General features: G+C 55.9%; 15 protein-coding genes and 2 pseudogenes. 14 read left to right on the top strand and 3 right to left on the bottom strand.

Features of this window, described 5'->3' with window-relative positions; translation table 11 throughout:
• The first annotated feature begins 62 nt into the window (after positions 1-62).
• The 8 genes from THISIDRAFT_RS05400 (at position 63) to THISIDRAFT_RS15300 (ending at position 6,836) form a co-directional block, all read left to right on the top strand.
• Positions 63-620, top strand: a complete 558-nt coding sequence (locus THISIDRAFT_RS05400) for an SPOR domain-containing protein (protein ID WP_006786130.1) — start codon at positions 63-65, stop codon at positions 618-620.
• 103 nt (positions 621-723) lie between these two features.
• Positions 724-1,254: a CvpA family protein gene (locus THISIDRAFT_RS05405; RefSeq protein ID WP_006786129.1), complete on the top strand. Its 531-nt coding sequence runs from the start codon at positions 724-726 to the stop codon at positions 1,252-1,254.
• Positions 1,255-1,264: 10 nt separating this feature from the next.
• Positions 1,265-2,773: an amidophosphoribosyltransferase gene (gene purF, locus THISIDRAFT_RS05410; protein ID WP_006786128.1), complete on the top strand. Its 1,509-nt coding sequence runs from the start codon at positions 1,265-1,267 to the stop codon at positions 2,771-2,773.
• Between the two features lie 180 nt (positions 2,774-2,953).
• Positions 2,954-3,499: a L,D-transpeptidase gene (locus THISIDRAFT_RS05415; protein WP_139063939.1), complete on the top strand. Its 546-nt coding sequence runs from the start codon at positions 2,954-2,956 to the stop codon at positions 3,497-3,499.
• Positions 3,500-3,575: 76 nt separating this feature from the next.
• On the top strand, positions 3,576-4,466 hold the full coding sequence (gene cysM / locus THISIDRAFT_RS05420; protein WP_006786126.1) for a cysteine synthase CysM: 891 nt from the start codon (positions 3,576-3,578) through the stop codon (positions 4,464-4,466).
• Positions 4,463-5,236 carry a 3'-5' exonuclease gene (locus THISIDRAFT_RS05425; protein ID WP_006786125.1) on the top strand — a complete coding sequence of 258 codons (774 nt, stop codon included), beginning with the start codon at positions 4,463-4,465 and terminating at the stop codon, positions 5,234-5,236. The genes cysM and THISIDRAFT_RS05425 overlap by 4 nt, the downstream gene beginning before the upstream one ends.
• Positions 5,223-6,551: a 23S rRNA (uracil(1939)-C(5))-methyltransferase RlmD gene (rlmD, locus tag THISIDRAFT_RS05430; protein WP_006786124.1), complete on the top strand. Its 1,329-nt coding sequence runs from the start codon at positions 5,223-5,225 to the stop codon at positions 6,549-6,551. The genes THISIDRAFT_RS05425 and rlmD overlap by 14 nt, the downstream gene beginning before the upstream one ends.
• 93 nt (positions 6,552-6,644) lie before the next feature.
• A complete protein-coding gene (locus tag THISIDRAFT_RS15300; RefSeq protein ID WP_006786123.1) occupies positions 6,645-6,836 on the top strand; it encodes a DUF2442 domain-containing protein in 192 nt (63 codons plus the stop codon).
• Between the two features lie 92 nt (positions 6,837-6,928).
• On the opposite strand, the pseudogene THISIDRAFT_RS05435 reads toward THISIDRAFT_RS15300, so the two are convergent.
• A pseudogene (locus THISIDRAFT_RS05435) lies at positions 6,929-7,787 on the bottom strand (glycosyltransferase family 2 protein).
• A gap of 82 nt (positions 7,788-7,869) precedes the next feature.
• Between THISIDRAFT_RS05435 and THISIDRAFT_RS05440 the strand changes: the two are divergent.
• From THISIDRAFT_RS05440 to THISIDRAFT_RS05455, 4 genes are all read left to right on the top strand, one after another.
• The gene (locus THISIDRAFT_RS05440) at positions 7,870-8,100 is read left to right on the top strand and encodes a hypothetical protein (RefSeq protein ID WP_139063936.1); all 231 of its coding nucleotides are present in this window, start codon (positions 7,870-7,872) and stop codon (positions 8,098-8,100) included.
• A gap of 176 nt (positions 8,101-8,276) precedes the next feature.
• Positions 8,277-8,765, top strand: coding sequence for a pilin (locus tag THISIDRAFT_RS05445; protein WP_040851308.1), 489 nt, complete (start codon positions 8,277-8,279; stop codon positions 8,763-8,765).
• Positions 8,766-9,013: 248 nt separating this feature from the next.
• On the top strand, positions 9,014-9,199 hold the full coding sequence (locus THISIDRAFT_RS05450; RefSeq protein WP_006786119.1) for a hypothetical protein: 186 nt from the start codon (positions 9,014-9,016) through the stop codon (positions 9,197-9,199).
• A gap of 396 nt (positions 9,200-9,595) precedes the next feature.
• Positions 9,596-10,678: a tetratricopeptide repeat protein gene (locus THISIDRAFT_RS05455; protein ID WP_006786118.1), complete on the top strand. Its 1,083-nt coding sequence runs from the start codon at positions 9,596-9,598 to the stop codon at positions 10,676-10,678.
• Positions 10,679-10,691: 13 nt separating this feature from the next.
• Here the strand turns inward: THISIDRAFT_RS05455 and THISIDRAFT_RS05460 are convergent.
• Positions 10,692-10,953, bottom strand: a pseudogene (locus THISIDRAFT_RS05460) (transposase); the annotation flags it as partial.
• Between the two features lie 82 nt (positions 10,954-11,035).
• Here THISIDRAFT_RS05460 and THISIDRAFT_RS05465 point away from each other — a divergent pair.
• Positions 11,036-11,422, top strand: coding sequence for a hypothetical protein (locus THISIDRAFT_RS05465; RefSeq protein ID WP_006786116.1), 387 nt, complete (start codon positions 11,036-11,038; stop codon positions 11,420-11,422).
• Positions 11,423-11,571: 149 nt separating this feature from the next.
• Here THISIDRAFT_RS05465 and THISIDRAFT_RS05470 read toward each other — a convergent pair whose 3' ends face one another.
• Positions 11,572-12,132: a hypothetical protein gene (locus THISIDRAFT_RS05470; protein ID WP_006786115.1), complete on the bottom strand. Its 561-nt coding sequence runs from the start codon at positions 12,130-12,132 to the stop codon at positions 11,572-11,574.
• Positions 12,133-12,608: 476 nt separating this feature from the next.
• Here THISIDRAFT_RS05470 and THISIDRAFT_RS14705 point away from each other — a divergent pair, with 476 nt between their 5' ends.
• Entirely contained in the window at positions 12,609-13,445 is an 837-nt protein-coding gene (locus THISIDRAFT_RS14705; protein WP_006786114.1) for a BRO-N domain-containing protein, read from the top strand.
• Positions 13,446-13,537: the final 92 nt, after the last annotated feature.

A 13,537-nucleotide genomic window follows, 5' to 3' on the forward strand; every position in this document is an offset into this window, starting at 1 on the left:
TCTAAGGTCACGCCTTGCTGTCACGCCCTTGTTGACTTTTAATCGACCCTTTTATAGGCATCGTGGAAACGGATCTGAAAAAACGCTTGATCGGTGCAGCCATCTTGATCGCCTTGGCGGTTATTTTTGTGCCGATGGTGCTCGACGGTGCGGGGTATGAAGCGCGGCTCACTGAGGCGCCGCGCATACCGCCGCCTCCGGTATTGCCGCGTCCGGCGCTTCCCCCACCGGATTTGCAGATGATACCGCCCCCCGAAGAACCCGCTGTTCGCATCAATCAAAGAGAATCCCTACCTCCTTCGCTGGCGGGCATCCCGCCAGCATCCACCCCCGCCCCGGCCCCTGCGCCGGTGGCGCCACAGACTGATCTAAACCCCCGCCCGTTGAGCGGGTGGGCGGTACAAGTCCACAGTTTCGGTCAGGAAGGCACGGCCTTGAGTGAAAAACAGCGCTTGCAGGCCCTGGGGCTTGCGGTGTTTGTCGAGCCCTTTGCCCGTGATGGACGGCAGTTTTTTCGGGTCAAGGTGGGCCCCTTTACCGAACGCAGTGAGGCGCATACCCTCCAACAACGGCTGCGCAATGAACACAATCTGGATGGTATTTTAGTCAGCTATCCCTGAAAATAGTGTGTATCGCGTTTGGCATGGCGGCGGGAATGGTTTTAGCCTGCCTCGTGTCGTGCTGCCTCTAGCCTCTTTTTAACCTACCCTGGTCGCTTACGCTATGATTTGGATCGATATTATTATTTTAGCCATCATCATGATCTCTACCCTGATCGGCATGTTTCGGGGCTTTGTCAGTGAGGCCTTGTCTCTGGCCACCTGGATTTTGGCGGTGTGGATCGGGATTGCCTATGCCGCGACGCTGTCGCACAGCATTTTGCCGGAGGCGATTACCGAGCCGAATCTGCGCGTGGGGATTGCCTTTGCGATTTTATTTGTCAGCACGCTGATTATCGGCGGGGTGATCAATCTGCTGGCCTCGATGCTGGTGAAAAAAACCGGCCTAAGCGGGACCAATATGAGCATCGGACTGGTATTTGGTCTGGGGCGCGGGGTGTTGATCATTGCGGCAGCAATCTTGCTGGCGGGTCTGACCACCTTGCCGGAGCAGGCCTTTTGGCAAGAGAGTATCATTTTACCAAAGATGGAGCCGGTGGCTTTGTGGCTGCGTGATTTGTTGCCCCAGGACTTAGCGAGCCATTTTCGCCTTGAGGGGATTTCCTCCCAAGGTATGCGTTCTCCCAACCCGTGAGTAACTGACTATGTGCGGAATCGTTGGCATTGTTGGCCATAGCCCTGTGAATCAGGCCCTGTATGACGCCTTGCTGGTATTGCAGCATCGTGGCCAGGATGCCGCCGGTATCGTCACCTGCGATGCGGAGGGGCGTTTGCATCTGTGCAAGGATAATGGCTTGGTGCGCGATGTGTTCAGCGCCCGGCATATGCATAATCTGCTGGGTACCATGGGGATTGGCCATGTACGCTACCCCACCGCCGGCAGTGCCTCCTCTGCCGAGGCGCAACCCTTTTATGTGAATTCCCCGTTTGGGATTACCCTGGGCCATAACGGCAATCTGACCAATGCCGCCGAACTCAAGCGCGAGCTATTTTTGCAGGATCGCCGTCATATCAATACCGATTCGGACTCCGAGATCCTGCTCAATATTCTCGCTCAGGAGCTGTTGGGACAGCAGGGGCTGGAACTGGGGCCCGCCTCGGTATTTCGGGCGGTAGAGGGGGTGCATCGACGCTGCCGGGGAGCCTATGCGGTGGTGGCGATGTTTGCCGGGCAGGGGATGCTGGCCTTTCGTGATCCCATCGGCATTCGTCCGGTGGTATTCGGGCAGCGTATGAGCGCGCAGGGGATGGAATATATGGTGGCCTCGGAGAGCGTGGCACTCAATACCCTGGGCTTTGAGCTGGTGCGCGATCTGGAACCCGGCGAGGCGATTTATATTGAGGCGGATGGCACCCTGCATACCCAAATCTGTGCGCACAGTCCACAATTTGCACCGTGCATCTTTGAATATGTGTATTTCGCCCGTCCCGATTCAGTGATTGATAATGTCTTTGTGCATCGGGCGCGGATGCGCATGGGCAAGCGCCTGGGGCAAAAAATTCGCCGCTGCTGGCCTGAGCATGATATTGATGTGATCATCCCCATCCCGGATACCGGGCGCACGGTGGCGCTGGAAATGGCGCATGAGCTGGGGATCAAATACCGCGAGGGCTTTATCAAAAACCGCTATATCGGGCGCACCTTCATCATGCCCGGCCAAACCCAGCGGCGTAAGTCAGTCCGCCAAAAACTCAACAGCATTCACCTGGAATTCAAGGGCAAAAACGTGCTGCTGGTGGATGATTCCATTGTACGCGGCACCACCTCACGCGAAATCGTCTCCATGGCGCGTGAATCCGGTGCGCGCAAGGTGTATTTTGCCTCCGCCGCGCCGCCGGTGCGCTATCCCAATATTTATGGCATTGACATGCCCGCCGCCGATGAGCTGATTGCGCACAACCGCGATGAGGCACAAGTCTGTACGGCGCTGGGTGCAGATCGCCTGATTTATCAGGATCTGGAGGATTTGATCGAGTCGGTGCGCAAGGGCAATCCACGCCTGAAAACGCTGGACTGCTCGGTCTTCACCGGCGAGTATGTCAGCGAAGTGCAGGGGGAGTATTTTCACATGCTGCGCCAGAAACGTAACGATCAGGCCAAGCAGGATCAGCTGCGCCCCTCGGCGACGCTGGATCTGCACAACCATGCCTGAGTTATCTCCTGTCTTCGCGTGAAAGGTTTGAGTCTTGCGGTCATCGTGTGCCTGACGATGCTGTTTCCCATCACATGCGCGCTGGCGCAATCGCAACGCTGGGGCATCTGGCCAGACCTGTTTTTTGATGAATATCTTTCGGATGAACACATGGTAATTGACGACACTGAAAGGGCACAGATGCAAGCCTGGCGTGAGCAGCTTAAAGCCGTGCTGGCGCAGCATTTTCCCCAGGAGCCGCTATCGCCTTTGGTGGTGGTGCGCATTGAGGAGCAGCGCCTGTATCTGTTTCCGACGGCAGAGGATGAAGAACTGCGTATCTTTCCCATTTCCACCTCGCGCCACGGCATCGGCAGTGAGGAAGGCAGCTACAAGACGCCGCAGGGGGTACATCGTATCCGCCAGAAAATCGGTGCCGGGCAGCCCAAAGGGGCGATTTTTCGCGCCCGCATCCCCACCGGTGAGATTGCCAGACTGGTTACAGAACCCGAACGCACCCCCCGCGATAACATCACCAGCCGCATTCTTTGGCTGGAGGGTCTGGAAGAGGGGGTTAATCGCGGTCCGGGGATTGACTCCTTTGCCCGCTATATCTACATCCACGGCACCGATGAAGAAGGCTTGATCGGAACGCCGGCCTCGGATGGCTGTGTGCGCATGAGAAATCAAGACGTAATCTGGCTGTATGAGCAACTGCCACAGGGCACACTGGTGATCATTCAGTGAGCGCCGCCAAAATTGCCATCGCCAGGCGACCCGCGATACCTGGACCGCCTAGAGAGCTTACACCTAGAGGTTTTTTATGTCATTTCCTAGCATTGAACAGTGTGTCGGCAATACCCCGCTGGTACAGTTGCAACGCCTGACCGATCCGCAGCGCAATACCTTGCTGGTTAAATTGGAAGGCAATAATCCCGCCGGTTCGGTCAAGGATCGGGCCGCGCTGTCGATGATTCAGGGCGCGGAGGCGCGGGGCGAGATTGCGCCGGGAGACACCCTGATTGAGGCGACCAGCGGCAATACCGGCATCGCCTTGGCCATGGCCGCCGCCATCAAAGGCTATCATCTGATGCTGATCATGCCGGAGAATATGAGCCTTGAGCGGCGCGCCACCATGAAAGCCTTTGGCGCAGAGATTGTGCCGGTGACGGCGGCACAGGGCATGGAAGGGGCGCGTGATCTGGCCCAGCAACTCCAGGCAAAAGGCCGGGGCAAGGTACTGGATCAATTTGCCAATGCCGATAACCCACGGGCGCATTTCACCGGCACCGGTCCGGAAATCTGGCGCGATACCCACGGGCAGGTGAGCCACTTTGTCAGCGCGATGGGCACCACCGGAACCATCATGGGCACCTCGCAATACCTCAAACAACAAAATCCGGCCATTCAGATCATCGGCGTACAACCGCAGGAAGGCGCCAGCATTCCGGGGATTCGCCGCTGGCCCGAGGCCTATTTACCCAGAATTTTTGACCCCAGCGCTGTTGATCAGCTGCTGGAAGTGTCCCAACCCTTGGCCGAGCTGACCATGCAGCGCCTGGCGCAGGAAGAAGGCATCTTTTGCGGCGTCTCTTCTGGCGGTGCGGTGGCCTGTGCCCTGCAGCTTTGCGAGCACCTCGAAGGCGCGGTGATCGTCACCATTGTCTGTGATCGCGGTGATCGCTACATCTCTACGGGTGTGTTCCCGGCATGAATCCGGTCATGATTTTTGACATCGAAACCGTGCCAGATACCCAGGCCGGACGCACCCTGCATGAAGGGCTGGCGGATATGGATGACCAAGCCGTTGCCGCCGCGCTGGGACATCTGCGCCGCCAGCAAAACGGGACGGATTTTCTCCCTTTGCATCTGCATCGGGTGGTCGCCATCTCGGTGGTTCTGGCAACCCACGATACTCTCAAGGTCTGGTCTTTGGGGGATCTGGATGCAGATGAGGCGGAGTTACTCAGTCGCTTTTTTGCCGGCATCGAGCGCTATCACCCCACCCTGGTGAGCTGGAACGGCAGCGGCTTTGATTTACCCGTGCTGCATTATCGCGGCCTCCTGCACGGGATCAGCGCGCCGGATTATTGGGAAATCGGCGACCAGGCGCGGGAATTTCGCTATAACAACTACCTTGGGCGTTATCACTGGCGACATATCGACCTGATGGACGTACTCGCCGGGTATCAACCCCGCGCCAATGCCCCGCTGACGCAGATCGCCACCATGCTGGGCTTTCCCGGCAAGATGGGCATGAGCGGCGATAAGGTCTGGGAAGCCTGGCAACGCGGTGACCTGGAAGGCATCCGCAACTACTGCGAAACCGACGTACTCAATACCTATCTGGTGTATCTGCGCTTTGAGCGTTTCCGTGGCCGCTTGGATGCGACCGCTCTGCAGGCGGAACAACAGCGCCTGCGCGAGATGCTCAGCCAGTCTCCCAAACCACATCTGCAAGCCTTTCTCCATGCCTGGCCATAAATTTTCTTCCGCTGCCCCGCAGACTTTCACCGTCGAACGCCTCAGCGCAGAAGGGTGTGGTGTGGCACGAATCGAAGGCAAGGCGGTGTTCATCGAAGGCGCCCTGCCCGGTGAACAGGTCAGCGCCCGCTATGTCCGCGGTCAACGGCGTTATGATGAGGCGCAACTGATCGAGGTGCTCAGTCCAAGCCCCGCACGGGTTACACCGCCCTGTCCGCATTTTAGCCATTGCGGCGGCTGTGCCTTGCAGCACCTCGCCCCCGATGCACAAATTCAGGCCAAAGCGCAGATCATGCGCGAACAGCTCGCGCATATCGGTGGGCTTGCTCCGGCGCAGCATCTGCCCCCGATCACCACTGCGCACACCCTGGGCTATCGACGCAAGGCCCGTTTAAGCGTGAAATATGTAGCCCCCAAAGGCGGCGTGCTGGTGGGTTTTAGGGAACGGCGGGGCCATTATCTGGCCGATTTGCAACACTGCCCGATATTGCATCCCCGCGTGGGCGAACGCCTCAACGTGCTCAAAGACCGCCTCACCACGCTGAAAAAACGCGACCGCATCCCGCAAATTGAACTCGCCGTCGGTGATGATGACCGCCCGGCGCTGATTTTTCGTACCCTGGATGTGCTGGGGGAAGCAGACCGGGAAACCTTGATCGCCCTGGGCAAAGACTGCGCGATGGACATCTGGCTACAACCCAAAGGCCCTGACAGCGCCGCTCCCTTATGGCCCACCGAGGACGCAGGTTTGTACTATGCCCATCCGGAATTTGCCGTCACTGTGCGCTTCACGCCGCTGGACTTTATCCAGGTCAACGCCGCCGTCAATCGCCTGATGGTGGCCCAAGCCATCGCCTTGCTAGCGCTTGAGCCACACCATAAGGTGCTGGATTTATATTGCGGCCTGGGTAACTTCACCCTGCCGCTGGCCAGACACAGCGCCGAGGTGGTCGGCGTAGAAGGGGAGGCCAGCATGGTCGAACGCGCCCGCGCCAATGCGCAGGCCAATGGGATTCATAATGTGCGTTACTACACCGCCGATCTCAGCCAGGCACAGGCAGATGCCCCGTGGTCTGGCGAACGTTTTGACCGGGTATTGCTGGACCCGCCGCGAGCCGGGGCAGCAGCCATCTTAGCAAACATCGCCGCCACCCAGGCCGAACGCATCGTCTATGTCTCCTGCAACCCCGCCACCCTCGCCCGCGACGCCGCCCAACTGGTTACCCAACACGGCTATCACCTGGAAGCCGCCGGGGCCATCGACATGTTCCCCCACACCGCCCACGCCGAATCCATCGCCGTGTTTAGCCGCTAAATACGCCGCAGGGAGCGCGCAGCTAAAGCTCCGCATTGTCGTTGTATTCTTCCTTTAAGCCGAAAGAATTAAGAGCTTACACCTAGACATGGTATGGTTGGTTTGGCCGGTAAGGCAGTGCATTTTGATGAGCGGTATTTACAGGTTGATCTAGAGGACGGTCGGCGTATTTCCACACCGTTACATTGGTATCCGCCGTTGGAGCAGACGTCTGTGAAGACACTGCGTGATTATCATTTGAATATTGCGGCGATGTTGGAATTTCCGCTAAGCCGCGTTGCGTAGAGGTTGCCGCCGGGAGTGCGGGGGAATTCGGCAGGCGGCATCGTTTCTTCCGGTATATTCAGCGTGGACACGCCAGCGTTTTAAACATCCGCTCAACGGCTGTCTTTATACATCAATTGAGTAATCTGCTCGGAAACCAAGCCAATCAAAAAAACCGTCACCGCAGCGCTCAGCAAAAAGATGGTAGCCAAGGATAGCCGACCAAAGCTGAGATAGGTGTAGGCATAATACCCGATAGCCAGCAAGCCATGCGCCAGCGCAACGGGCAAAAACAGCTTAAGCGGTGAGTATAAGGTGCCGATTTTAAAAATAATCAGCAGGAAACGCACCCCCGTCTTTGAACAGGTGGATATGGCTTTTGCCGATGCGCCTGGCCGCTTTAATGGGGATATACGTCACCGGGTAGCCCGCCCGGAAAAAGGCCATCGTAATCGTGGTGGGATAGGAAAAGCCATTCGGCAACAGATACAAAAACTCGCGGAACTTATCGGCACGCACCGCCCGCAAGCCGGAGGTCAAATCCTGAATTCTTTGCCCGGTCATGTAGCTGGCCAGGCGATTATAAAAGCCATTGGCAATGCGGCGCCCGAAACTGGCTTGTGAAGCCCGGTCCCGCGCCCCGACCACCATATCATAACCCGCGTTGAGCGTATCCAGCAGACGGGGAATATCCGCCGGATCATGCTGCCCATCGGCATCCATAAACACAATCACCTCGCCAGACGCCGCGCGCGCCCCGGTCTTAATCGCGGCCCCGTTACCCATGCTGTACGGATGCGAAACCACCTGCGCCCCCGCCGCCTGGGCTTGGGTTGCGGTATCATCGCTCGAGCCATCGTTCACGACAATCACCTGGGCATCAGGCCGCGTCTGCAAAATACGGCGCACCACCTCGGCAATACATAATCCTTCATTCTTGGCAGGCAAAACAACGCTGATGGGTATAGGCATAATCGACGCATCGGTGACATAAGGATTCCCTAACTGTACTACAACGCGTAACGGCGCGCATTAACGTGGCGGCATCTTCCAGATGCCGCATAAAAACCAGCGAACGCAAGATGCGTCCGCCACACCGTGGCGGCATCATCTTGATGCCGCAAAAAGAAAGCGACGGCTGGAAGCCGCCGCCACGGGTGGCGGCATCATCTTGATGCCGCAAAAGAAAGCGACGGCTGGAAGCCGCCGCCACGGTGGCATGGCTAAACAATGCCGACTAAATAAGTCGGCATTGGGCAAGCGTGACAACGCACGAAGCAAGTAGGACGCATTTTGTGAGGGATAGGTAAACGGTGCTTGATAATCAAACGCTTGGGATTAAATACCCACATTGGCGCGGTGTATGCATGGACATTTGCACCCCTGGGATTGCGCAGCATCAGCTGCGCTTTAGACGTCTGGTTTCCAGGCTTTTTTCAATCGTTTATGGAGTGTCCAATAATGAAAAGACAGTTACAACAAGGCTTTACTTTGATCGAACTGATGATCGTTATTGCGATCATTGGTATTTTGGCGGCGATTGCTTTGCCAGCTTATCAGGATTATACAATTAGGGCAAAGATGTCCGAAGTTGTTCTAGCGGCAAGTTCATGCCGTACAACGATCTCTGAGCTTTCTCAAACTGGACTTGCTGCGGCTCCTGCCGCAAATGGTTTCGGTTGCGGTGAGGATGACACTGGTCCCGTCTCTCAGTACGTTCAAACGATTCAAACTACTGCAGACGGAGTCATCCAAGTTGTGCCTCGTAATATTGACGGCGCTGTTGATGGTGAAGTTGTTGAGCTGCGTCCGTATACCAATGCAGATGCAACAGTTGCTGCAGTTGGCGCTGATTTTGTGCGCGGTACGGCCCAGCCTATTCGTGCATGGCTTTGCGGACCAACGGGTGCTCTCGAAGCCAAATATTTACCGGGTACTTGCCGCGACTAATTAGCAGCTAAATGGGAATGGAATTGTGGGGACAGTATACTTAATTCCCCTGACTGATCCTGCCTCGGAGTTCCGGGGAGTTCCGGGGACATATACTTAATTCCCCTGACTGATCCTGCCTGACCACAGGCACCCACCATCCAGCCCCCGAGGTTAGCGCCTCGGGGGCTTTTTTCTGTGGTAGGCAACCACCACCCAGCCCCGCCATCGCCTCCCCAAACCCCCGGCAGATCGACTAGACTTGCCGCATGGCCACCGACACCCCCGATCCATCCAACCCGGAGACATCCACCAACGCCTCCCCGCGCCAATGGCACCGGGTCTTCGGCCTGGCGCTGGTCGATCTGTTCGCCGATGCCCCATGGGTGGTGGAACTGGAGCTGGAACTGGCCCTGAAAAGCCAACTGCTCGATGTCGCCATCATCGAAACTTAACAACCACCGGCTGAAAGCCGGTGGGTTAAAGTAACGGACTGAAAGTCCGGATACGCGTCGACTAAACGACGCGTCCTAGCTGACACCGTGCCAAATCAAGGGACATCTGAAAACCACCGACGCCCAACAATGTTTTTTCAACACGGTACCTTCTCTGCTCAATGTCCTGTAACCCAGCGATGATCTGAAGCCCTGGCATTTTTAGCTGGTTTCGCTTCAACATGCGTCTATTTCTAATCACAGAAGGACTGTTTTGGAACCCTACTCTTTCACCACAGGCTTATACGCACTTTATCTGCGGGCCAGAAGGCTTGAGATGAAATCTGCCCGCCTGAAAGGCGGGGGTTTAAACCTTAAGTATGGAAATTAAAGGAATCTTTCTCGGTCACCCCCCACATGGATCGTCTCCCGGCTCCCAATGGTTGGCTTGATCCGCCTTTCACCCTCGCTGCTTTTGTCATTTGGGGTGGTTTGGTTGCTTGCATGTTTTGGCTGCGTAAAAAAATGCCAGTCCTGGCATTCGGGCTCATGTTTTTTCTCGCTGGGCATTTGCTCGAATCAACTTTCCTTAATTTAGAGCTGTATTTTGCTCATCGAAACTATGTACCGGCATTCGGACTGTACTTCGCGCTGGTTTATAGCCTCACTCAAATCCCCAAACAATATATTAAACTTGCGTGGGTTGGCTTTACAGGTTATTTGGTACTGTTTGCATTCGTATTGTATCAAGTCACATCGGGATGGAGTAACCTTTATACCGCATCACATTTTTGGTTTGAAAAAAACCCCTATTCTGAACGTGCCACGCAGTTATTAGCCAACCAACTCATTGCAAACGGGGATTTTATCGGGGCGCGGCGTATCTTTGATAAAGCCGCCGAGCGCAGTCCATCGGTTGCCATGTTGCAGATTCAACGCACGCAATTTTGCAGGGAGCAAGAAGCTGAGTTTCCTGACTTACTCAAGGAAACAGAGGAAAAGCTCAGAGTCGCTGCTTACCATCAATTCGCCGCCATCGAGCTTTTCAAAATTAGCCATCAATACAACCCCGAAACATCTGCAAATTCAACATGCCCACCGCGCGACTATGATGCATTCGCTCGTTTGGTGCAAGCATTGCTGGATAACCCGCTTTATGCCGAAAATGACTTCACCCATGGCTACCTGATCGCGACGCTTGGCTTGATTGCCGTTCACCGTGACGACGATCTTGAGCGCGGCGCCGACTTATTTGAACAGGCATTCGCGATTTATCCCGCCCAGGATTTCGCGACCTATGGGGCTTTCATGATGGGGAACCTGGGTCAATTTGAAAGAGCCTATGCGTTTCTTGACAGCGCGCGCGAACTCGCGCCAAAGCAGCCATTTAAACGCATCGAGCGTTTGCGGCATTATGATGAGGTGCAAACGGTTATTGAAGCGGCGCAAGCAATGAGCGAGCAATCAGAAACACCCGTTGACACATTGCAGATGCCATAAGGTAACCTGATTATTAATATAGCTCAGCCCGTTTAAGGAGGTGATGCGGCATGGGGGTTTGCGCACCGCCGCCTTACCCAGCTGAGGAAACATCGCAGCAAGATCGAAGCGGCGATTGAAGCGATAGCAGAACTCGCCGAGGTAGCGCGGCAGATGCTTGCCGCTGATGTGATGATAGGAACCCCGCAGGCTGTTTTTTTGACGTTGCCCAGCACGGTGTTGAGCCACTGAAACTCAGGAATCTCCAGGCTGTGGTGGCCGCCACCGGTGACGATGGGTAGTGCTCGAATTCGGCACTGACGAGCGCACGGCGATGGAGGGAACCTTGTTCGGTGAGCCGCACCCGCGCTTGCCCCCGTGGTGCTCGCCGCACAGATTGCCGAGGATCCGTGGATTGCCTGGTTGCAGGCGCAGCAGGTGTTGGCACAGGTGGTCTATGATGACCCGGCAAGCCCGCAGCGCCCGGAGATTGAGGATACCTCAGATCGCAACTGGACACCGGAGATGCAACGCGCCTGGCCGCCTTTCATCATGGGTGTGAGTGAATTGTGGTTAGGCCTGATTGCTGAGTATCAGCAAGACCCTGAACTGCCCAAGGATGCCCTGGCACGCTATCAGGCCTTGAGTGATACGCTGGATCAGCTCTGGCGGCATCAAGGCGGCCATGCCTTGATCCATCACTTAAGCGCTATATTTGCTTATCGTGAGGTCGACATCATCCGCCGCGAAACCTTCCGCTTCTAACCCGCAAATTCAAGGAAGGGTGGCGCGTAGCCCCTGGGACCGCGTAGCACCAGCTACGCATCGAGGCCGCAGGCCTCGCGGGGGTTTATTAAAGCGTATTAAATGCGGAGCTTAAGCTCCACGCCCCCAGGGACGGCAAGCACGATGTTTTATTGAGGCGGCAAAAAAGTTTCGATGATATCACCCTTGCGTTGCAACACGGTCACGCCTTGAGAGAGCGCCTGTTGTTTTAACTCATCATAGATCGAGAAGCTCGCTAGCACGAGATGATGTCGATAATCTTTGTACATGGGAAACAGCGTTTTAAAGTTTGTATACTTGCTGGTTAAGAGCTTTTTTAAATCGGCTTCATGGGCTTTATATTTGACTTCGATAATAGCGACATCTTCGCCATTGACCATCACAATATCGAACTCATCTTCCACTTTATCTGCGCTGCGCGTTAAGTTTTTATCAATAAAATCATAACGAATCCCGCCCAGCTCTTGAGTGTCTTTGAGTGAGTTAAAAAAGAACTCTTCGGTGATTTCGCCCAGGTTGCGACCAAAGGCGCCGATCATTTCGCCGATTTTTTGAAGCTTACGATCAGTTTCGGCCATTTGGGCATCAGTCTTGGCAAACTGAGCATCGGTTTTAGCCATTTGGGCATCGGTTTTAGCCTGAGCAACCGCGAGACTGGCAACCAGTGCTTTGAGTTCATCATCAGTCATAGGGATGTCTCCTTTTTTATGTGCAGTGCGATCAGTTAAATGTGCTGATGATACCTCAAAAAACTCACCCGTAAGGAAGCCTCTGCCGGGAGCGCGTAGCACTCTGGGATCGCGCAGCACCCGCTGCGCATTTGATACGCTTTAAACCCCACGAGGCCTGCGGCCTCGGTGCGCAGCGGGTGCTGCGCGGTCCCAGGGGGCTTGTGTTTGCGTGGTAGGCGGGGTAGAGTAGCCACGCGGTGGCCGTTACGGCTGCTGCGCGGGATTGGCATCCCATGAAGAAGCGGAAAAGCCGCTTTGATGCGGTTTTTTTGTGTCTGTTATCTTTACTGCGCGCTTCTCGCTCCATGCGGGTGGCTGTATGTGGGCGTCTTCGACGCGCCAGACTTCTTCCTGGTATGCCAACCCATACAGTCGCCTGCGCCCCTTTAAGGGGGCACAGGAATTTATACACTTGTATGGAGTTGGCTAATCTAATGAACACCGTTAACCCTTCTGTGATTCCCTTTCAGTTTGATCATCTCGACATCCGCGTTTTGCTGCTGGACGGTCAGCCGTGGTTTATTGCCAAGGATGTGGCCGTTGCGCTGGGGTATCGAGACACCATTAACGCAATAAAAACACACTGCAAATATGCTAAGTCATTGAATGATATAGGGGTGGCGATTCGCCACCCCTATACAGATCAAGCACTTAGGCTTGATCCGCAAACCAAACTCATCCCCGAACCTGACGTTTACCGTTTAATTCTGCGCTCAAAATTGCCCAGCGCAGCGCGCTTTGAGGCGTGGGTGATGGAGGAGGTCTTACCGACCATCCGGCGCACCGGCGGCTATTCTGGTATACCTGACACACCTGCCGACCGCTGCCACGCGCCCGACATCGAAACCCACCTGACCCAGGCGGTGGATCACCTCAGCGGCGCTTTACACAACCTCACCGAAGCCCTGCAACAGGCCCAAGGCCGCAAGCGCGAGCATCTAAGCCACTTGGTACACCGCCTTAACCCCACGAACCTTCAACCCTCCACCGCATCACCTCCGTCCTCCCCGCCCCCCAGTTGCTACACCCCCGAACCGGAAAACGCCCTGAGCGAATCCATGCAAGAAAAACTCGCCGCCTGGCTACACGGCCGCAGCCGGTGTACCTTGTATGAGGTGTGCCTGGAAGTGTTTGGTATACCCCCCGAAGACCTCAACCGCGCCGGACAAACGCGTTTGGGCTGTATGCTCAAGGCATTGGGCTGGGTGTCACAGCGTGAAACCGTGGCGCCAAATCAGCGGGTGAAGGTGTATAGGCCGGTGGAGGGGTAGGGGCGGGGTGGTTTTTTGACCCCCTCCCCCCCTTACGGGGGTACTCCCCCTTGGCAGGGGGGGAGTTTTTAGCCGTGTAAGCCGGGGCTTCT

This window comes from Thiorhodospira sibirica ATCC 700588 (assembly GCF_000227725.2).
GTDB lineage: Bacteria > Pseudomonadota > Gammaproteobacteria > Ectothiorhodospirales > Ectothiorhodospiraceae > Thiorhodospira > Thiorhodospira sibirica.

Excerpts from the sequence above, each read along its gene's own strand:
- THISIDRAFT_RS05405 (WP_006786129.1), top strand. The coding sequence starts at position 724 with ATGATTTGGATCGATATTATTATTTTAGCCATCATCATGATCTCTACC.
- purF (WP_006786128.1), top strand. The coding sequence starts at position 1,265 with ATGTGCGGAATCGTTGGCATTGTTGGCCATAGCCCTGTGAATCAGGCC.
- THISIDRAFT_RS05415 (WP_139063939.1), top strand. The coding sequence starts at position 2,954 with ATGCAAGCCTGGCGTGAGCAGCTTAAAGCCGTGCTGGCGCAGCATTTT.
- cysM (WP_006786126.1), top strand. The coding sequence starts at position 3,576 with ATGTCATTTCCTAGCATTGAACAGTGTGTCGGCAATACCCCGCTGGTA.
- THISIDRAFT_RS05425 (WP_006786125.1), top strand. The coding sequence starts at position 4,463 with ATGAATCCGGTCATGATTTTTGACATCGAAACCGTGCCAGATACCCAG.
- rlmD (WP_006786124.1), top strand. The coding sequence starts at position 5,223 with ATGCCTGGCCATAAATTTTCTTCCGCTGCCCCGCAGACTTTCACCGTC.
- THISIDRAFT_RS15300 (WP_006786123.1), top strand. The coding sequence starts at position 6,645 with ATGGTTGGTTTGGCCGGTAAGGCAGTGCATTTTGATGAGCGGTATTTA.
- THISIDRAFT_RS05440 (WP_139063936.1), top strand. The coding sequence starts at position 7,870 with ATGCCGCATAAAAACCAGCGAACGCAAGATGCGTCCGCCACACCGTGG.
- THISIDRAFT_RS05445 (WP_040851308.1), top strand. The coding sequence starts at position 8,277 with ATGAAAAGACAGTTACAACAAGGCTTTACTTTGATCGAACTGATGATC.
- THISIDRAFT_RS05450 (WP_006786119.1), top strand. The coding sequence starts at position 9,014 with ATGGCCACCGACACCCCCGATCCATCCAACCCGGAGACATCCACCAAC.
- THISIDRAFT_RS05455 (WP_006786118.1), top strand. The coding sequence starts at position 9,596 with ATGGATCGTCTCCCGGCTCCCAATGGTTGGCTTGATCCGCCTTTCACC.
- THISIDRAFT_RS05470 (WP_006786115.1), bottom strand. The coding sequence starts at position 12,132 with ATGACTGATGATGAACTCAAAGCACTGGTTGCCAGTCTCGCGGTTGCT.
- THISIDRAFT_RS14705 (WP_006786114.1), top strand. The coding sequence starts at position 12,609 with ATGAACACCGTTAACCCTTCTGTGATTCCCTTTCAGTTTGATCATCTC.